The organism is Neptunomonas sp. XY-337, assembly GCF_004959845.1.
In the GTDB taxonomy this organism is placed as follows: Bacteria; Pseudomonadota; Gammaproteobacteria; order Pseudomonadales; family Balneatricaceae; genus Neptunomonas; species Neptunomonas marina.
In genome coordinates, this window is record NZ_SPLL01000008.1 from 22,457 (window position 1) to 41,719 (window position 19,263).

At 50.7% G+C, this 19,263-nt stretch carries 18 protein-coding genes and 1 other RNA gene; 10 read left to right on the forward strand and 9 right to left on the reverse strand.

What is annotated here, in order from left to right:
* Positions 1–6 precede the first annotated feature (6 nt).
* Entirely contained in the window at positions 7–591 is a 585-nt protein-coding gene (locus E4L36_RS16180) for a UPF0149 family protein (protein WP_127695054.1), read from the reverse strand.
* Positions 592–740: 149 nt separating this feature from the next.
* On the opposite strand from E4L36_RS16180, the gene E4L36_RS16185 reads away from it, so the two are divergent.
* The 4 genes from E4L36_RS16185 (at position 741) to E4L36_RS16200 (ending at position 2,142) form a co-directional block, all read left to right on the forward strand.
* Positions 741–950: a TIGR02449 family protein gene (locus E4L36_RS16185; RefSeq protein WP_136681459.1), complete on the forward strand. Its 210-nt coding sequence runs from the start codon at positions 741–743 to the stop codon at positions 948–950.
* A complete protein-coding gene (locus E4L36_RS16190) occupies positions 947–1,276 on the forward strand; it encodes a cell division protein ZapA (protein WP_127695052.1) in 330 nt (109 codons plus the stop codon). The genes E4L36_RS16185 and E4L36_RS16190 overlap by 4 nt, the downstream gene beginning before the upstream one ends.
* Before the next feature lie 94 nt (positions 1,277–1,370).
* Positions 1,371–1,548: non-coding RNA, 6S RNA (gene ssrS / locus E4L36_RS16195), on the forward strand.
* A gap of 3 nt (positions 1,549–1,551) precedes the next feature.
* Complete coding sequence (locus E4L36_RS16200; protein ID WP_136681460.1) at positions 1,552–2,142, forward strand: 5-formyltetrahydrofolate cyclo-ligase; 591 nt, start codon at positions 1,552–1,554, stop codon at positions 2,140–2,142.
* 24 nt (positions 2,143–2,166) lie between these two features.
* Here E4L36_RS16200 and E4L36_RS18100 read toward each other — a convergent pair whose 3' ends face one another.
* Complete coding sequence (locus tag E4L36_RS18100) at positions 2,167–2,301, reverse strand: hypothetical protein (protein ID WP_276317528.1); 135 nt, start codon at positions 2,299–2,301, stop codon at positions 2,167–2,169.
* A 342-nt stretch (positions 2,302–2,643) separates the two neighbouring features.
* Here E4L36_RS18100 and E4L36_RS16205 point away from each other — a divergent pair, with 342 nt between their 5' ends.
* Complete coding sequence (locus E4L36_RS16205; protein WP_346763632.1) at positions 2,644–3,159, forward strand: ACT domain-containing protein; 516 nt, start codon at positions 2,644–2,646, stop codon at positions 3,157–3,159.
* Between the two features lie 34 nt (positions 3,160–3,193).
* Here E4L36_RS16205 and E4L36_RS16210 read toward each other — a convergent pair whose 3' ends face one another.
* A complete protein-coding gene (locus E4L36_RS16210) occupies positions 3,194–4,387 on the reverse strand; it encodes a YbfB/YjiJ family MFS transporter (RefSeq protein WP_136681462.1) in 1,194 nt (397 codons plus the stop codon).
* Positions 4,388–4,571: 184 nt separating this feature from the next.
* Between E4L36_RS16210 and E4L36_RS16215 the strand changes: the two genes are divergently transcribed.
* The gene (locus tag E4L36_RS16215) at positions 4,572–4,841 is read left to right on the forward strand and encodes a GlsB/YeaQ/YmgE family stress response membrane protein (RefSeq protein ID WP_136681463.1); all 270 of its coding nucleotides are present in this window, start codon (positions 4,572–4,574) and stop codon (positions 4,839–4,841) included.
* Positions 4,842–4,857: 16 nt separating this feature from the next.
* Here E4L36_RS16215 and E4L36_RS16220 read toward each other — a convergent pair whose 3' ends face one another.
* The gene (locus E4L36_RS16220; RefSeq protein WP_206064603.1) at positions 4,858–5,805 is read right to left on the reverse strand and encodes a GGDEF domain-containing protein; all 948 of its coding nucleotides are present in this window, start codon (positions 5,803–5,805) and stop codon (positions 4,858–4,860) included.
* A gap of 221 nt (positions 5,806–6,026) precedes the next feature.
* Positions 6,027–7,421: an argininosuccinate lyase gene (argH, locus tag E4L36_RS16225; protein WP_136681465.1), complete on the reverse strand. Its 1,395-nt coding sequence runs from the start codon at positions 7,419–7,421 to the stop codon at positions 6,027–6,029.
* A gap of 184 nt (positions 7,422–7,605) precedes the next feature.
* Here argH and hemC point away from each other — a divergent pair, with 184 nt between their 5' ends.
* From hemC to E4L36_RS16245, 4 genes are read left to right on the forward strand one after another with little or no spacing between them, the layout of a single operon-like run.
* Complete coding sequence (hemC, locus tag E4L36_RS16230) at positions 7,606–8,550, forward strand: hydroxymethylbilane synthase (RefSeq protein ID WP_127695045.1); 945 nt, start codon at positions 7,606–7,608, stop codon at positions 8,548–8,550.
* Positions 8,540–9,355 carry a uroporphyrinogen-III synthase gene (locus E4L36_RS16235; RefSeq protein ID WP_136681466.1) on the forward strand — a complete coding sequence of 272 codons (816 nt, stop codon included), beginning with the start codon at positions 8,540–8,542 and terminating at the stop codon, positions 9,353–9,355. The genes hemC and E4L36_RS16235 overlap by 11 nt, the downstream gene beginning before the upstream one ends.
* Positions 9,352–10,638 carry a uroporphyrinogen-III C-methyltransferase gene (locus E4L36_RS16240; protein ID WP_136681467.1) on the forward strand — a complete coding sequence of 429 codons (1,287 nt, stop codon included), beginning with the start codon at positions 9,352–9,354 and terminating at the stop codon, positions 10,636–10,638. The genes E4L36_RS16235 and E4L36_RS16240 overlap by 4 nt, the downstream gene beginning before the upstream one ends.
* A complete protein-coding gene (locus tag E4L36_RS16245) occupies positions 10,638–11,939 on the forward strand; it encodes a heme biosynthesis HemY N-terminal domain-containing protein (protein WP_136681468.1) in 1,302 nt (433 codons plus the stop codon). The genes E4L36_RS16240 and E4L36_RS16245 overlap by 1 nt, the downstream gene beginning before the upstream one ends.
* Positions 11,940–12,247: 308 nt before the next feature.
* Here the strand turns inward: E4L36_RS16245 and E4L36_RS16250 are convergent, their stop codons facing one another.
* From E4L36_RS16250 to rho, 4 genes are all read right to left on the reverse strand, one after another.
* Positions 12,248–15,004 carry a P-loop NTPase fold protein gene (locus E4L36_RS16250; RefSeq protein ID WP_169051568.1) on the reverse strand — a complete coding sequence of 919 codons (2,757 nt, stop codon included), beginning with the start codon at positions 15,002–15,004 and terminating at the stop codon, positions 12,248–12,250.
* 163 nt (positions 15,005–15,167) lie between these two features.
* Positions 15,168–16,187 carry a 2Fe-2S iron-sulfur cluster-binding protein gene (locus E4L36_RS16255; protein ID WP_240770877.1) on the reverse strand — a complete coding sequence of 340 codons (1,020 nt, stop codon included), beginning with the start codon at positions 16,185–16,187 and terminating at the stop codon, positions 15,168–15,170.
* 28 nt (positions 16,188–16,215) lie between these two features.
* Positions 16,216–17,700: a 4-hydroxy-3-polyprenylbenzoate decarboxylase gene (gene ubiD / locus E4L36_RS16260; RefSeq protein ID WP_127695041.1), complete on the reverse strand. Its 1,485-nt coding sequence runs from the start codon at positions 17,698–17,700 to the stop codon at positions 16,216–16,218.
* Between the two features lie 96 nt (positions 17,701–17,796).
* Complete coding sequence (gene rho / locus E4L36_RS16265) at positions 17,797–19,056, reverse strand: transcription termination factor Rho (RefSeq protein ID WP_127695040.1); 1,260 nt, start codon at positions 19,054–19,056, stop codon at positions 17,797–17,799.
* Positions 19,057–19,263 lie beyond the last annotated feature (207 nt).

A 19,263-nucleotide genomic window follows, 5' to 3' on the forward strand; every position in this document is an offset into this window, starting at 1 on the left:
GATTAATCAGTGCAACTGAGGCGCTGGAGGCGCTTTCTCATCAGGCGTATTGCACTCAGAAAACAGCATCAAGGCTGCCATGCGGACATACTCCTCAAGCTGTGCAAAGTCGGCTTCGCTCTCTTCATCCTCTTCCACCTCAGAGGCGACCTGAGCGATCTGCGATAGATCTTGCAGCGCTTCTTGCGACTCAGCTGACAGCGAGGCGTCGGTCTGTTTACCCTGATAGCCAAAACCCGTCATAAAACCTTGGCACCAGCGGCCCAGCGCTTCAACGCGCTGACTCAAGCCGTAGTCATCATCAGGTAGCAGCAGCGAGAGGTCTAAATCAGCCCCTTCCAGCTGACCCAGTGTTTGCTGATAAAGCCCTAATAGGCCAATTTTGCTGGTTTCATGCTCTAGTTGCGCCAACTCCATCAGCTCGCAGGCCGTGCGTAACCAAATATCCGCTTGTAAACGCGCCCCAGACGCTAACTGCCCAACCAGTAAACCATGTAATTCAGCGGGTGATACGACTTGTACGTTTTCGCTGACCAACAGATTGGCCACCATCTCAAAATTGATCGCTTCGGGGTTTATCTCGGGCGTCATGAATATCTCTCGAGGTTGTTTGCTGTACTGCCTTGCGGCTTATTGTTGATAATCCTAGCATTCTACCCTATACAGAGCTATGTGGACGCGTTTGACCGGCTGAGGACGCGTGTTTATAGTTCTTTTTGGCGTTTTATTTGGATGCGGGAATGACAGACCACTACTTTATTGCCCTTGAGCAGAAGATCGATCAGCTATTGGACAGATGTGAACAGTTGGAGCGCGAAAATCAGCGCTTGCTCGCATCTGAGCAGCAAAACCGACAGGAGCGTGCGCGCCTTCTGCAAGCAAATGACCAAACGCGGGCACAGGTCGAGAAGATGATTCAGCGCCTGAAAACACTGGAGCAAAATTCATGAGTAACGAAAGTGGGCACAAGGTCGCCATCAAACTGATGGACAAAGAGTATGTGGTCGGGTGCCCCGATGGTGCAGAAGCCGAGCTATTCGCCTCTGCTGACCTACTCGATAAAAAGATGCGCGAAATACGCGATAGCGGCAAGGTGCTCGGCTTAGAACGCGTTGCGGTTATGGCTGCTTTGAACCTCTCCCATGAGTTGTTAAAAAGCAAAGAGGAGCAGCGCGAGCACATCGAAACACGCATCCAGCGGCTGGGCGCAAAAATTGACTCCTCACTCGAGAAGCTGGCTAAAACGCAACCTGAAGATCTTTCATCTTCAAGTTAAGCGCTTGTTTTTTATACAGCTATTTCAGTTTTCATAGCATCAAAATAAAAAATTACAAGAGCTGACTTTAGTCGCAAGCGCGGTATAATTGAGTTGCTTCCTGGGGTGTTCGATATCTTGTCACGTCCCTCGAGCCGATAATTAACAGTATGGATTTCTTCAGTGGGTATTGTGTGCAGGTCCGTTCTCGGAAAGCCTAATATATCTCGGAGATCTCCTCCTTGAACCTTCGGGTTCAGGGCCACGATAAGTAACGGCGCCTTGGGGAGTCCTTCATGCAACTTGAAGAACGTAAGCAGTTACGTCAGACGTTACGCCATCGTCGCCGCTCACTATCTGCCAAACAACATCAGCGTGCTGCCGTGCAGCTCCTAAAGCGCTTAAAAACTCAGGCTTTTTTTCGTACCGCTAAACATATCGCCATTTATCTCCCAAATGACGGCGAGATCGAAACAAACCCGATTATTCAGTGGTGCTGGCAGCACAATAAACACGTTTATCTTCCCGTCTTGCACCCTCTAGCCCATAACCGGCTATGGTTTGTGCGCTACCGCCCTCGCACAGCGATGACCAAAAATAAATACGGTATTTTGGAGCCGAAGATGCCATTTCGTTTCATCCGCGATGCGCGCAGACTCGATCTGGTATTGATGCCGCTGGTGGGGTTTGATGCTGATGGCGGCCGCTTAGGCATGGGCGGCGGGTACTATGATCGCACCTTCGCTTTTATCAAGCAGCATAATGTGAATCGCCCTAAGCTCATCGGCTTAGCGCATGAGTTGCAGCGGGTAGCCACGCTGCCTATTGCCGCTTGGGATGTGCCTGTCGTCGGTGTCGCAACCGACGAGGCAATCTATCTAAATTAATACGTCAAACTAACTCTCTAATCGCTAGCCTGCTCTATCAAATACTTGCGCGACGATATTGTAGAATTGAAAGTCGGTTTGGGAAAAAATCCCTGTGGCTAATGTACCAACAATAAACGCCATAACCACCACTGTTACTAAGTCAGGTCCTTTCTTCATAACACCTAAAAATCCCATACACCAAAAGTCGATACACTATATCGGCAGTTTTCCACAGCTAATTAATAACTTAAATAGCGATCAACGTATTGTTTGCTGCAGATCACAACCTGAATACTCTATGTATGACGGATAATTATGGTTAAAAGTTCAGATTTTATAAAACAAATGTTTCATAACTAGCGAAAAAAAACAGAACTTTTACTGATCCATCTAGCCAGCGAAGTGGCTTTTTCAATCAGCAAAGTATGACATTTAACGCCATTCTTGCTAAAACGGAACTGAAGAATCACGCAGCTAGCTTTATAAGCTTAGCCGTAAACTGAGTTAGGAACCTATATTATGACGTCACTGGTATTATCCGTTATCGGGCCCGATAAGCCCGGATTAGTAGAGAGCCTTGCCCAAACGGTAGCAAGTCATGGTGGCAATTGGTTGGAGTCGGGGTTATCTCACTTGGGAGGTAAATTTGCAGGTATCGTCATCGTCGACATTGACGAAGCGGAATCAGCACAGCTGCAGCACGCACTTAACGACTTGGCGAGTGATGGTTTAATCGTAACGAGCGAAGTGATCACGCAAGCTGATAATGTGCCACCCACACAGCCCCTTACCATCGAACTGATCGGCCACGACAAGCCGGGTATTGTGCGCGAGATATCCCAAGCATTGGCAAAGCGCCATGTGAATGTGGAACAGCTCACCACAGCCCTCGTGTCAGGGTCTATGTCTGCAGAGCTGTTGTTCAAGGCCGAAGCGCAGCTATTAGCACCCGAAACACTCGACCTAGATGACCTTCAAGCAGATCTTGAAAACATCGCGAGCGACTTGATGGTTGATATCAGCCTTAACAAATAAACCCTCGCCGACTCTAGCCACTCAGTGGTTAGAGTCAGGCTACCGCTTGTGCCCGCGCTTCCCGCTTTTCAAGCATAATCAGCAACACAATCACCCCGGTACCAAACGTCACAAAGCCACCGGCCAAATAGAGCCCTAGGTTGTAATTGCCCGCCTGCTGGGCGAGCGCACCGGTGAGCGCTGGCGCCACAATTTGTGCAACACCATAAGAGAGCGTCATTTTCCCCATCAACTTAGCTGGTTTGGTTGGGAAGAACCGTCCTGCCATTGTTAAAACTAAGCTAACGCAGCCGATAAACGTACCACCGTATAAAATGGCACTAAGAAACACACCTGCAAGGCTATCGGTTAGCGCAGGCAAAACGATACCGATGACTTGCACACCATAAGCCAAAGCCAATGCGCGCAAGTAGCCAATTGCACGGGCAATATGATCCCATACAATCGCTGCTGGAATCGCCGCTAGACCTACGAGCAAAAAGACATACTGCCCCATCCCAGTCAGCGTTGGCTGGCTCTCGACGATATCAACGATAAAAGTCGCACTGATCACATAACCATATCCAGCACAGAAATAGGCGACCAACAGGAGCGTCATAAACAAACGGCTGGGCGGAGCATCGACAAGCGCCTCGCCCGAAATGGTCATAGGGCGCGTGTCAGGTGTGGGCATCCAGCGCCAAGCCGGAACTGCCAGCAGCAGTGCTAAGCCGCCAAGATAGAACCACTGTAGATCCCAACTTATTGCTACATTGACCATCACCTCGATGACAACAGAGACCAGCACGATACCCAAGCCAGCGCCAGCAAAGTGGATACCGAGCTCCGCGCGCTGATGGTGGCGCAGCAACCAGTTCAAAATCAAGCCAGAGGCTAACAACATACCACCAGAGCTCGTCATCCCAGAGACAAACCGCAGGACTAACCAAAGCCAGACATTCTCGGTAAAAGACATCAAGGCCGTCGTGACAACGGCCAAAATCAAATAGATACGATATAGACGATCTTTCAAAATCAGGCTGCTGACAGATGCCGCAATAATTGCACCCACCATATAGCCAAGATAGTTACCGGCAGCGAGCCACCCACCCATCTGATCGTTGAGCCAAGTTGCTTCCTGCATAATGGGCAGCAACGGCGTGTAAGCAAAGCGCGCCACACCAATCGTAACGAGCATCGAGAAGATCCCCGCCAGTAACACTTTCATACGCTCATAGGTTGTTGGCATCGCTCCCACCATCTTTATCGTTATTAGGTCTTTAAGACTATTAGGTGGAAACCCCAACAACAAATAGATAATTTGGAACAAAGATTTCTCAAAAAAGGAATAAAGGTGACGAGGGGGCGCCGCTTAATTCGATATTCAGCCCCTCTGATGTTTCATATCGACATCAAATTTAAGAGGAAAGAACATGGGTATTTTATCGTGGATCATAATGGGTCTTTTAGCAGGCGCTGTCGCAAAATGGCTGATGCCAGGTAAAGATCCAGGTGGCTGTTTTATGACGATGCTGCTCGGTATCGCAGGCGGTATCGTGGGCGGTTACGTTGGTGCCGAACTCGGATTCGGTAAGGTAGATAGCTTCAGCTTAGGCAGCTTCGGTTTAGCAACAGCGGGCGCTGTTCTGCTGTTAGTTATCTATCGCTTGGTTGCTGATAAGAAAGACAGCTCAGACGAATAACGATGGTCGGTGCTGGTTACTCAACCGCATCCAGCACCTGACTTTCCCAAGACTTCGACGCTTCAGCCAGGCAGACGCGGTTACGTCCAGAGCGCTTCGCTCGGTATAGCGCATCATCTGCACGCTTCATCCACTCGCGTGATGACTCTAGCATCCCCAACTCAGCCACACCGATTGATACCGTCACAGTATGACCAGGGATCAGTTGTGAGTCCTCCAACAGACTTCTGACCTGCTCGGCAAGATAGCCAGCCTCCTCTAAGCCGCCTTCCACCAGAACCACAAACTCTTCACCGCCATAACGGAACAGACGTTCATTCTTACGAATCGTAGGGCGCAGAAAACGCACAAACTCCTTCAAAAAGGTATCTCCCACCGCATGACCAAACTGATCATTGATCTGCTTGAAATGGTCAATATCAAACAGCAGTAAAGCGGCAGAGTGATGGTTTCGCGATACCGAGCTAACAATGCGCTCAATCTCATCATCCAGAGCACGGCGATTGTTCGCCCCAGTTAGCGGATCGATTGTGGCCTTTTGTTCAAGGCGGTAACGATCTTCACGCATTTTCGTGGAGAACAGGTAAGCAAACAAACACACCAAGATATAGGTAACGATAAAGCTCGAGAGCACAACCGGCGAAACACTATCAGCCACCAGTGTTCCAACCACCACCAACGCAAAGCAGCTGACTGACGCCGCTTCAAATGTCCGTACCATAAAGTAACAGGCAACAGCCGTTGGATAAGCCCAGAAGAGCGCCTCACTGCCGCGCATAGCAACCACCGTCAACATACCCGCGGTATAGATCAGCGTGAGTAGAATAGTCACCAAGCGCGGACTTCCCTTAAGGTATCCATAGGCGCCCAGCAGAATCATCCCCACCACAATAGCGAGATCGACCAAACCGACCAGCCACTGCCCTTGCATAAAGCGCCACGCAGCGAAAGGGAGAATTGCCATCACAGCCAGAACTGCTTGGATAAGCAACAATTCCTGTTCGGGGTTTAGTTTTTTAGCCGGCACAATACCGATAGCCGACAGCGCTTTTTTTATCACCCAGTACGTCTCGCAGTTTATTTGTCCGTAATCGATTACAGTTTATACAGCGCTCCCTGCTTTTACCACTTAAACAAAAAACGGGCCGCAGCCCGTTTTAGATCTCATTTGTATCGCTGCAGTATTTAGCTGCGCTCAGCCAAACGGGCTCTGCCTCGCTGCACTGCTGCTCGCACCTGCGCAGGCGCTGTACCGCCGATATGATCACGTGCTGCAACGGAGCCTTCCAGCGTCAAGACATCGAAGACATCTTCAGCAATCGTGTCAGAAAACTGCTGCAGCTCCGCTAGCGTCATTTCACCTAGATCTTTACTCGTCTCGATACCATATGCCACAGATTTACCAACCACTTCATGCGCGTCGCGGAACGGCATACCTTTACGCACAAGATAATCTGCTAAGTCAGTTGCGGTGGAGAAACCGCGCAGCGCAGCCTCGCGCATCTCAGCCTTGCGTGATTCCAACGCCGGAACCATATCAGCAAACGCACGCAGGCAACCTTTAACCGTATCAATTGCGTCAAATAGTGGCTCTTTATCCTCTTGGTTGTCCTTGTTGTAGGCCAGCGGTTGAGACTTCATCAGTGTGAGCAAGCTCATCAAATGGCCATAGACACGGCCAGATTTACCACGCACCAACTCAGGCACATCAGGGTTTTTCTTCTGCGGCATAATGGAGGAACCTGTGCAGAAGCGGTCTGGCAGATTGATAAAGTTAAACTGCGCGGATGTCCATAGCACCAGCTCTTCAGACATTCGCGTCATGTGCATCAACAACAGACTTGCCGCGGAGCAAAATTCGATGGCAAAGTCACGGTCAGACACCGCGTCTAGTGAGTTCTCGGCAGGCGCATCAAAACCTAACAGCTCGCATGTCAGCTGACGTTGAATCGGATACGTTGTACCCGCCAGCGCTGCCGCACCCAGTGGCATAATATTGACGCGCTTACGCGTATCCACAAAGCGCTCGTAATCGCGGTTCAGCATTTCGAACCACGCCAAAAGGTGGTGACCAAATGTTACCGGTTGAGCTGTTTGCAGGTGGGTAAAGCCTGGCATGATGGTATCGGCTTCTTGCTCTGCAAGATCTAACAAACCCGTTTGCAAACGGCTCAGCTCGCCAAGAATAAAATCGATCTCGTCACGAACATAAAGACGAATATCCGTTGCAACTTGGTCGTTACGTGAGCGGCCTGTGTGCAGTTTCTTACCCGTGATACCGATCTTCTGCGTCAACGCAGCTTCGATATTCATATGCACATCTTCTAGCGCAACCGACCACTCAAACTGACCCGCTTCAATCTCTTGCTCAATCTCAGACAGACCTTGGATAATGGCATCGCGCTCTTGCTCTGTTAGCACACCCGCTTCAGTCAGCATTTTGGCGTGAGCAACCGAGCCTTGAATATCTTGTCGATACATACGCTGATCAAACTCGACTGATGCGGTAAAACGCGCCACGAATTCATCGGTTGGCTCACTAAAACGACCACCCCACTGCTGGTTGGTTTTATTGCTCATTATCCAGGACCTCACTGTTGAATCTTTAATGACCCTTTTGGTCATAACAATCGCGTGATTATATCAGCTTTCCTGCCATTACACTCTTATCAAGCTAGAAAGCACAGCCGCTTACACCCCTAAATCTGTTACAATCGCGTCATCACGCCAGAAGGCAAAAAGGAATAAGATTCAGGAAACCTCTATGCAGAAACGAGTCGTGCGTATCGCTACCCGCCGCAGCCTGTTAGCGCTATGGCAAGCAGAGTTTGTTAAAGCAGAACTGGAAAAGCACCACCCAGGTATTCAGGTTGAGCTACTAGGCATTACCACAAAGGGCGACAAAATACTCGACACGCCACTGGCTAAGATCGGCGGCAAAGGCCTATTTGTGAAAGAGCTTGAAGTCGCGATGCTAAATAAAGAAGCCGATATCGCCGTGCACTCCATGAAAGATGTGCCGATGGAGTTTCCCGAAGGTTTGGGCCTAGCCGTCATCTGCGAGCGCGAGAAACCAACCGATGCGTTTGTATCCAATAAGTTTTCTTCGCTGGCAGACCTACCGCAGGGCGCCATTGTAGGTACCTCTTCGCTGCGTCGCCAATCGTTGATCCAAGAGCTGCGCCCGGACCTAGAGATTCAGAGCCTGCGCGGTAACGTGCAGACACGCCTCAGCAAGCTCGACGAAGGTCAATATGATGCCATCATTCTCGCAACGGCTGGCTTGATTCGCCTCGAATTACAAGACCGTATCCGTTACGAATTACCCGTAGATATCAGCCTACCCGCCGGTGGCCAAGGCGCTGTCGGTATTGAGTGCCGAGTGGATGACAAAGAACTGCATGAGCTGCTCGCACCCTTGCACCACCAACCAACTGCGTGGTGTGTTACAGCAGAGCGTGCGATGAACCGCCGCTTAGAGGGTGGCTGCCAAGTACCGATCGCCTGCCATGCCACACTAAATGACGCACAAGACGAGCTCTACCTGCGTGGTCTAGTGGGCCGCCCAGATGGCACGACCGTGTTGCGCGACGAGCTGCGCGGCCATCCTGATAGTGCAGAAGAGATGGGTATTCGTGTTGCCGAGAACCTGCTCGCAGCAGGCGCTGATCAGATCCTCAGCGAAGTCTACGGCCGTGATGTTAAATAGCAGGCAAGTGCTTGATGGCCAGCGTGTGCTAGTCACACGCCCCACCCATCAAAGCGCCAATCAAATCGCGCTGTTGAAAGCCGCCGGCGCAGACCCTGTGCATCTGCCTGCATTGCAGATCACACCGGTCGCCCCAGCGGATGCACGCTACCCGTACATTAAAACGCAGATGATGAATCTGGATCTTTACGATGTCGTCATCTGTGTGAGCCCGAATGCAGCAACGATCACATTGGATTGGATCGACACCTACTGGCCACAACTACCAGTGGGTATTCAATGGTTTGCTATTGGCAAACGTACCGCAGCGGTGCTAGAAACGGGTGGCATCGACGCAGCGGTGCCTGCCAAAGGCTTTGATTCCGAAGCGATGCTGGTGCTTCCAGAGCTGCAATCGCTCGAAAACAAACGCGTTCTCATCTTGCGTGGCCAAGGTGGTCGCGCCACACTGGCAGAAACCTTATCCGCACGCGGAGCGCAAGTTGAGTACGCTAACCTCTATGATAGAACCTGCCCACACTACGATGCAGACCATATCAAAAGTACTATTTATAACCCTACGCCATCCGCTATTCTGATCACCAGTGGCGAAGCACTCAGCAACTTTGTTAAAGTGGCGCAGAATCAGCAGCGCGAATTCAGCCTTAATTCACTCCTAGCTACCTACCTTGTGGTACCCAGTGAGCGTGTCGCTGAAACCGCTCGAGAGCTAGGTTTTACTAACATCCACGTAGCGCAAGGACCTGACGACCAAGCGATGGTAAACGCGCTCCAAACAGCCAACAACTCGGACTGTACCCAATGAAAAAAACCGAGAAAAAAACTGAAGACAATAAAGACGTTGTAGATAATTCAGTTGAAAAAGAAACCTCAACTGAAGCAACAAAAGCCTCTACTGGCGAGCAATCGGAAAAATCACAAGCTGCGAAAGCGTCACCTGAAGTAACAGAGCAGCCCGAAGAAAAATCCGCACCTGCACCCCAACCAGCTGCTCCTGTTGCTGCAGCCCCAGCTGCGCAAAACCAAGGTGCAACTTGGCCGGGTAAGTTAGCGCTGGTTATCTCCCTGATTGCACTAGGTGGCAGCGGATACCTGTACTGGCAAGGCATGCAGAAACAACAATCTGATGCAGCCGCGATTGGTGCACTACAGAGCGATGTGAAAAGCACGCTGGAATCAGCAAAGACTCAAATTGCTGATACCAAATCTGTTGTTAATGCACAGGTTAACTCGGTTAACCAAAACCTGACGATGTTGCAAAACCAGTCTGCCAAAGAGCAGAAGAGTATCGAAGAGCTGCAGCAGCGCCTCACCGCTAGTATTCAACAAGTGATGGCGAAGCAGAGCAACACCCGTAAAGACTGGTTGCTTGCAGAGGTCGAATACCTGCTGCGCTTGGCTAATCAACGCATCTTGATGGAAAACACCTCAGTCGGTGCACTTGCGCTGCTCAAGTCAGCTGACAAGATTTTGCAGGAGACGGATGATGTCTCTATTTACGATGTGCGTAAAAAGCTCGCTTCTGACATCGCTGCATTAGAAGCCGTTCCTACATTTGATCTGGAAGGCTCCTACCTGAAACTCGCAGCACTGAATGAGCAGGTCGATAACTTGCGCCTGATCCCAATCACCGATAAGAACAAGCTACCGTCGCTTATCGAAGAGATCACACCTGAGTCTGTTAGTGAAAGCTGGGCACAGGGCTTGAAAGAGTCTTGGGCTAAAGCCGTTGATAAGCTTGAGAAGCTCGTCGTTATTCAACACCGTGACGAAAAAATCGAGCCGCTGCTATCACCTGAACAAACTTACTACTTGCAGCAAAACCTGCACCTGATGCTTGAACAAGCACAGTTATCTTTGCTGCAAAAAGAGCAAGCCGCGTTTATCCGCAGCCTAGACAAAGCCGAGAAGTGGATCGCGACCTACTTCGAAGAGAAAGACGCGACCACACAAGCACTATTACGCGGTATCAACGAGCTAAAATCACTGCAGATTTCACCTGAGCTGCCAAATATCAGTGGCTCGCTTAATGCGCTGAAATCATACCTCCAGCAGATGACTAAGCTGAAGGAAGAAGGAGCAGCATAATGAAAAGACTGTTTCTGCTCCTGCTTATCGTACTCGCAGCAGGCGCGTGGATCGGCGAAAAAATGGTCAAAGATCCAGGCTATGTGCTCATTACCTATAGCGAAACCAGTATTGAAACCAGCTTATGGGTGCTATTGGTGATCGCCGCTGTTGGTTTTTTGGCACTGCACTGGGCCGTTAACCTGTTCTTTAAAGCGCGCATTCCTACTCACAAAATTCGTGAGTGGCGTCAGCGCCGCCAGCAAGCGAGCAGCCAAGGCAAAACGCTTAAAGGTCTACTCGCACTATCGGAAGGCCGCTGGTGGAAAGCACAGCGTTTGCTAACGCAAGCCGCTGAAACTTCAGGCCAGCCGTTGGTGAACTATCTTGCCGCTGCACGCGCTGCACACGAGCAACGCGAAGACAAAGCAGTGGATCAGTTGCTACAGCAAGCCCTAACCAGCGTACCGCAGGCAGAGCTGGCGATTGGTGTCACGCAAGCGCAAATCCAATTAGAGCGTGGCCAATACGACCCCGCTCTAGCAACACTGCTACGTTTGCGTCGATTAGCGCCAAAGCACTCCTACATCATGCGAATGCTGAAAGAGGTTTACCTCAAGCTTGGCGACTGGAGCAGCCTAACAACGTTGCTACCTGAACTGCGTAAGCACAAAGTGCTTGAAGACGACGAAATGGCCACACTTGAGCAGCAATGCTACGCCAACATGCTAGGTAATGTGCTGCCTGCACTACCTGTTGAGGCAGACGATAGCACACGCTTACAAGCTCTAAACAAAGAGTGGAAAGCGATCCCAAGCAAGCTATCCAGCGAAGAACCACTGGTTCGCCGCTATGCAGAACTGCTGATTGAGGCTGGCTCTGAAGATAAAGCAGAAGCGTTCTTGAAAGACCAACTTAAGAAGAACTGGGATGAAAGCCTAGTAACGCTTTACGGCCAAGTGCAAGGCTCTGATGCCCACAAGCAACTTGATACGGCCAAATCTTGGGAAGCAAAACATGCCGATAGCGCCGCCCTCAAACTTGCTCTGGCACGCCTAAGTGCGCGTAATGAGCAGTTTGGTAAAGCCGTTGAGTACGCTCAAGCAAGCCTCGCTGTAGAGAAGTCTACCGATGCTTACCAAGAGCTGATCAACCAGCTACTGCAAGCGGGCGAATCCGAGCAAGCCAAGGCAATGATGGAAGAGAGCCGCAACTTTGCGATGGGCAATTTGCCAGCAGAATCTGCACCTGAAGCGGAGCAAGTACCCGCTGAAGAGGGCAAAGAGGCCGCTACCACGGACTCAAAAGCAGCAACGGCTTAAGTTCACTGCTCTAAGCTGAGGCATTAAAAAACCGAAAGTCAAATGACTTTCGGTTTTTTTGTGTCTGATAAATGGCTTGATCAGCTGTCTGCAGAGATGATCACAACCAGACGCTATCATTTCCTGCTCAGAGCAGATGCTTTGTCGCAGCCAACACCAAGAAGCATTAGCAATGCCAAGCAGCTGCGACTAAGAGACACCCAAAGATCAAAGCTAATCCTCCAAGAGAATAACTTCACGCAGAACCTGCAGTTTGCACTAACTCCCCACTGTACTTTTCTAAAAAACGATCCTCGTAAACACACATTTTAAGAACCAGCTTCGGTCACTTCCTCTGCCTGATCTTCCCTATCGCCTTCAGCTTCAACTGAGCTACCTGCACTATCTGAACTTTCGGCACTCGTCTTATGAGAGTCCTCTCCTTCAGCTGGCTTATTTTTTGGCTTTGCTCCTTCTGTTGATTTTTCCTGCTGCTGATCTGGCATCACACCCAACACAGGCTGAGCTAGGCTTTCCATCTCGATAGCCGGCAATACGAAAGGATTGACTTGTTTATAGATGGCTTCAACCGATTTACCCAGCTCAGAGCGAATATTATCGATACAAGCCTGATCAGCAGAAGATGGCCGCAGCCTGTGCAGATCGCCATCTTCATCAGCCGCCTCTCCGAGCAGCACCGACGTAAGCATCTGACGCTTATCTGCCGGCTTCTCACCCAGATATTCGAGGAACAGCAGCATTGCCAAGCGAGGATGCGACCCTGCCCTGTCCTCATCCGCGTAGCGGTGACGCAGCAGATTATAGGCATTGTCGAGGCGTTTTAGCTGGCGCGGGTTGCTTAAGTTCAGGCGCTCGACCCATGTAATAAACTGCTGTTTCTGAGCATCGCTCAGGCCATCTCGTATCTCTTCCTGCGGTTCAGGAGACGGCCTTTCGGGCAAGTCGAGCATAGGGTTTACATATGGCTCATCAGCACCGCCACCCGCTATGCTGTTTTGGTGCTTAACGTCGTCTTTCTCTGGGGGTGCAGGCTCACCAGTGCCGTATGGCTGGTCATCGCTTTCGATATCGGGCCTAACATTCTCCGGTTCTTCTTTTGGCTCGGCACTGCCTGCCCAAAGGTGATGTTGCAGGTAGCTCGCAACATCATCGTGCGGCGGTGGATCAAGAGTCAGTGGCAGATGCACCACTTTGCCCAGATAATCGCGGGCAATAGCGATCGGATCGGCATGATGGTGTTTAGAGAGCCTCTCGTAGTGCAGCGCTAAAGAGGCCAGAGCGATTCTCTGATCGATGGCGATAACCACCACGACGTTTTCCAGCTCCATCGCCAAACGCACCGCCTCAAAGGTTTTCACTATCCCTTCCGGGCTGCAACGGTCGAGATCATCAACCACAAACAGCAAACGCAGATCCGGGCGTAATCGCGCTTTAGCCAGTGCTTCGATGTTTTCCCGCATCACCGGCAGCTTACCGAGGTCTACGCCAAAATCAGGGAGACGCAAATAGGTTTTCAATTCATTAGCCATGGGGTGCGCCAGAATTTTCTTGAACCGGTGAAATGTTAATATGGCGAACGTCGCAACCCCAATATATCCCGGCGCGTCCTGAAAATTGGTCGGTAAATTAAGTTCGCTGGTAAACTCAAAGAGATAAAAGGAGCCAAGTGAAGCCGCTAGGATATACAGTACCGATCTAGGGTTAGCGTATAACGCATACCTTACTGTCAGCGTAAAACGACTTAGCGGATGCATACCTTTTACACAGGCTTTAACAAACTCCTGCGCTAATCCTGCCTGAATATTGCCGCAGTGCTCATAACTCCAGGCATTAAATTCGCCGTAAAGATATTCTGGAGTTTTTGCTTTTCGGCCTTTAGGAAAATACGAACACCATCGGCGAACGCACTGCGCAAAATCGATGCGAGGCAGGACGAGATCACGATCAATCGCCTTAGCTAAAGAACGCCAACGAACGCGCGTATTAGCATCACGAAAAGCCTGAAAATGATCTATCGGCTCCCTGCTATTCAACTTACTTTTCAGCAGATTAATAAAAGTCGACTTACCAACACCCCAGTCGCCAAAAAGCCCGATTGTCAGATGTTCGGAGCTGTCTTTATCGTTTAGCCGTTGCACCATCGCTTCAGCCAGAGGCTCGCGGTTTAGATGGTCTTTATCGGAGGGGCCTTCACTTTGCAGGCGTGCTGGTGGCTGGAAGAGCAAAAGCATTTCAGTTTCTAGGCTGGCAGCAGCCCCATCACTCTTTTCTGCTAACAGCTCTTCCGGCGGCTCTGCATCAGACTGATTTGCCTTTTTGGCCTGATATTCGGCCTCCAGTTTTTGCCAAAGGCCTTCATATTTATCCCAAGGCTCATCCTTCAGCGCACCAATTCCGTGGCTATAAACCCGCTCCAGATCACGCGCTATCTCGGGTAAACCTATCCCATCCAGTGCTCGATATAGGTCGTTTTTTAGCCTTTCCCATTGTTCTGGCTTGCCCGAGGGCCAAATATCAAGATGCTCTAACGACTCACCTCGTTCAACCGAAGCTAGATCAACGGGGGCGTAGGCGGCTGAAGCGGCTGAGGCGGCTGAGGCTGCGGCATCGGCGGCAGCATCGGCGGCAGCATCGGCGGCGTAGGCGTAGGCGGCCGAGGGAGAGGCAGCATCGGCGGCAGCTGAGGCGTAAGCGTAGGCGTCTGAAGCGTCGGCGGCGTAGGCGTAGGTGTAGGCGGCTGAGGCAGCTGAGGCGGCGGCGGAGTAGGAATCGGTAGCGAAGTAGGAGTCGGCGGAAGCGACGGCGTCGGCAGCGGCGGCGGCAATGCGGATAGCCTTGGGGGAGATATCCTCGTCACTGTTCGCTAAAAATACAGCTCGGAAAATCGCTACTGTATGGCGTTGGTGATCTTCTCCAAATACTATGCTTCCATCTTCACAAATAGACGGAAAAGCACGCAACGCACTGCGCACCGCAAACTGAACCATCAGATCAGGGTTCTTCTCAAACACTGGTTGCAGCCGCTCTTTCAGCTCATCCCAACCAAACTTCTGCTCGCTAGCCAACCTCAGCCTCCTTGCAAAACCACTCTATAGCCTTGTTTATCCTATTCGTACGCGATCATATATGCGAGTACTTGCTGTAAGCGCTAGTCTTTTATCCGAACGCCAGCCATTAAAAAGCCAGCACGATGGCTGGCTTTGCTATTCAAGTCACTTGAGTCGCGGTTTACTTCTTTTCTGGACGCGGTGCGTAAGCGAAAACATCCGAATGCACTTGCGTCTCTCGCAAGCCCTTCTCCGCCAAGTTATCCACTAATGCATATACCATGGCGGGTGAGCCACTGGCATAGACAACAGTATCTTCGAAGCTATCAAAGTCTGTTTTGATCGCATCCGGCAGCAAGTCAATACGGCCAGTCCAACCACAACTGTCACCTGGCTCACTAACGACAGGATGATAAACAATATTATCGTGCTTGCCCGCCCATTCCAGAGGCAGCTCCGGCCAGTATAGATCAGCCGCGATACGCGCACCCCAGTAGATATGGATAGGGTTGGTAACGTTAGCAGCGATCAGGTGCTCAACCATGCTCTTAATCTGCGAGAAACCCGTACTGGCAGCCGCCAAAATAACTGTCTGCTCAGGCGCTAGCGTGGCAGCTTGCAGGAAGCAGTCACCCTTAGGCATCTCAACAGTGATCTGCGCTGACGTTTTTATTTGCTCAATGATCGCTGAAGCCACATCGCTGCCGGCCACTTGACGAATATGCAGCTCTATTTCGCGACCTGCTTCTGGCGCACTGCCAATTGAAAAAGCCGCTTTACGCTCATCGGGTAAAACAATTTCTAAATACTGCCCAGCATGGAACTCAACCGCTTGCGAGGCTGTAGGTGGCGCCAGCAACGTGACGCGGTAAACATCGCCGCTGAGCTTTTCAACACGCTCAACATCACATACTAATCTTTTCAAGATCACTTCTCCGGGGCGTTTCAGCCCATCAATGTTTACCCAAATATCGGTGACAGGGACGGCGGTACAGGCCAGACCGCAAATGCGACTCTGCGGATCTAATGGCTCAACGCAGAGTTCTTGTGCAGGGTAAGACTGGCTCACTTGTCCTTTTAACAGGGTAAACTCACATATTTCACATACACCGTTGCGGCAACTACGCCGCATACGGTAACCGAGCCGCTCAAGCACCTCGAGTAATGTCTCTTGCGGGTTGCATGATAGAGGTTGCGCCATATCATTCAACCACACATTTAGTGGTACTTTAGGCATCATTCAAGATGCCAAGGCTCTCCCACAGCTCATCCACTCGTGTTTTAACCGCAGGATCCATGGTGATTGGTTCGCCCCATTCACGGGTGGTTTCACCCTCCCATTTATTGGTCGCATCCATTCCCATTTTAGAACCTAAGCCAGATACTGGCGACGCGAAATCAAGGTAATCGATGGGGGTGTTATCGATCATGACTGTATCGCGTTGCGGGTCCATACGGGTCGTGATCGCCCAAATCACATCGTTCCAATCACGCGCGTTCACATCGTCATCACAGACAATCACAAATTTGGTGTACATAAACTGGCGTAAGAACGACCACACACCCAGCATGACGCGTTTTGCATGCCCCGGATACTGCTTCTTAATCGTGACCACCGCCATTCGATAGGAACACCCTTCTGGCGGTAGGTAGAAGTCGACAATCTCCGGAAACTGCTTTTGCAGAATCGGCACAAACACTTCGTTCAGCGCAACCCCAAGAATCGCGGGCTCATCAGGTGGGCGTCCTGTGTAAGTGCTGTGATAGATCGGACGCTCGCGCTGGGTAATGCGCTCCACGGTAAACACGGGGAAACTATCCACTTCGTTGTAGTAGCCAGTATGATCTCCAAAGGGGCCTTCATCAGCCATCTCGTCTGGCGCGATATACCCCTCTAAAATAAATTCCGCACTCGCCGGAACCTGCAAGTCATTACCAAGACACTTAACCACTTCTGTTTTACCGCCGCGTAACAGCCCAGCAAAAGCGTACTCAGAGAGCGTATCAGGCACGGGGGTAACTGCACCCAAGATCGTTGCAGGGTCAGCACCGAGCGCAACCGCAACCGGAAAGTTTTCACCCGGGTGAGCTTTTTTCCATTCACGGAAGTCCAGCGCACCGCCGCGATGAGCTAACCAGCGCATGATCAGCTTATTCTTACCGATCAGTTGCTGTCGATAGATGCCCAAGTTCTGGCGCTCTTTACCCGGACCTCGCGTAATGACCAACGGCCACGTGACCAGCGGACCAGCATCACCCGGCCAACAGGTTTGGATAGGTAGCTTGGTCAGATCGACTTCATCACCAACAAACACTTTCGCTTGGCATGGTGCGTTACGCACCACTTTTGGCCCCATGTTCAGCACTTGCTTGAACATCGGTAGTTTCTCCCATGCGTCCTTCATCCCTTTGGGTGGCTCTGGCTCTTTGAGCTGTGCGAGTAGCTTGCCAACATCACGCAGCGCCGAGACGCTCTCTTCCCCCATCCCCAGCGCCACACGTTCCGGTGTTCCAAACAGATTTGCTAACACCGGATAGTCGTAGCCTTTGGGGTTTTCAAATAACAGGGCAGGGCCTTTCGCGCGCAGCGTGCGGTCACTAATCTCTGTCATCTCTAGGTGGGGGTCGATCTCTTGCTTAATCCGCTTAAGCTCACCGCGCGCTTCTAACATCTGAATAAAGTCGCGCAGGTCTTTATATTTGGGGGTCGCCATGGGGTTTCGTATTACCTGTTTAGTAGCGCCTAGGACAGGCGATCTATTAACAAAAAAGGGCAAGCATAAGCTCACCCTTTTGATACGTAACTGTGGTTATTTTCGTTTCATCGAAAGGAAAAACTCATCGTTCGTTTTAAAGTCTTTCAGCTTATCGATGACGAATTCGGTCGCAGCGGCATCTTCCATTGGATCAAGCAACTTACGCAGAATCCACATCCGTTGCAGTTCATCTTCGCTCGTCAGCAGGTCTTCACGACGTGTACCAGAGCGGCGGATATTGATCGCAGGGAAGACACGCTTCTCAGCAACACGGCGATCTAGGTGCACCTCAGAGTTACCAGTACCTTTGAACTCCTCAAAGATAACTTCATCCATTTTGGAGCCGGTATCTACGAGCGCTGTCGCAATAATGGTTAAACTACCGCCCTCTTCGATGTTACGCGCAGCACCAAAGAAACGCTTTGGACGCTCAAGGGCATGAGCATCCACACCACCGGTGAGTACTTTACCGGATGATGGAATCACGGTGTTGTAAGCACGCGCCAGACGCGTAATCGAATCAAGCAGGATTACTACATCTTTTTTGTGTTCAGTGAGGCGCTTAGCCTTTTCGATGACCATCTCAGCCACTTGCACGTGGCGTGCTGGCGGCTCATCAAAGGTGGAAGCAACCACTTCGCCGCGCACGGTGCGCTGCATCTCGGTTACCTCTTCCGGGCGTTCATCGATGAGTAGAACAATCAGGTGGCACTCAGGGTTGTTGCGCGTAATGCTATTGGCAATGTTTTGCAGCATCAGCGTTTTACCAGCTTTAGGCGGTGATACAACCAAAGCACGCTGACCTTTACCCATCGGCGAAACCAGGTCAAGGATACGGGCTGTCAGATCCTCTGTACTACCGTTACCCAGCTCCATACGCAGACGATCTTGCGCAAATAGAGGTGTCAGGTTTTCGAACAGAATTTTGTTCTTCGCATTTTCAGGGCGGTCATAGTTGATCTCATTGACCTTCAGTAACGCGAAGTAGCGCTCGCTATCTTTTGGCGGGCGGATCTTACCGGCAATGGTGTCGCCTGTGCGCAGGTTGAAGCGGCGAATCTGACTTGGGGACACATAAATATCATCTGGGCCCGCTAGATAAGAGGAGTCAGCAGAGCGCAGGAAGCCAAAGCCGTCTTGCAATATTTCCAGCACCCCATCGCCGTAAATATCTTCACCACTTTTGGCATGTTTTTTCAGGATCGAAAAGATCACATCCTGCTTACGGGAGCGGGCTAAGTTATCCAGGCCCATCTCTTGAGCAATTTCGAGAAGCTCAGGAACGCTTTTAGTTTTTAATTGGGTAAGATTCATATGCTTTGAAGTGAATGCCTGATTGAGGCGATTGTTTTGAAGGAGTTAGGAAATTAATCTAAACGGACTAATAAAAATACAATTTACGCGATCTGGAGCCATTTGGAGCATAGCTCTGATGCTTGATAGTGAAACTGTATCGGTAAATTCAAAAGCCAAGGTGAAATTTGGCTTCGAGGTGTTTATATAGTGAGCAATAACACCAGC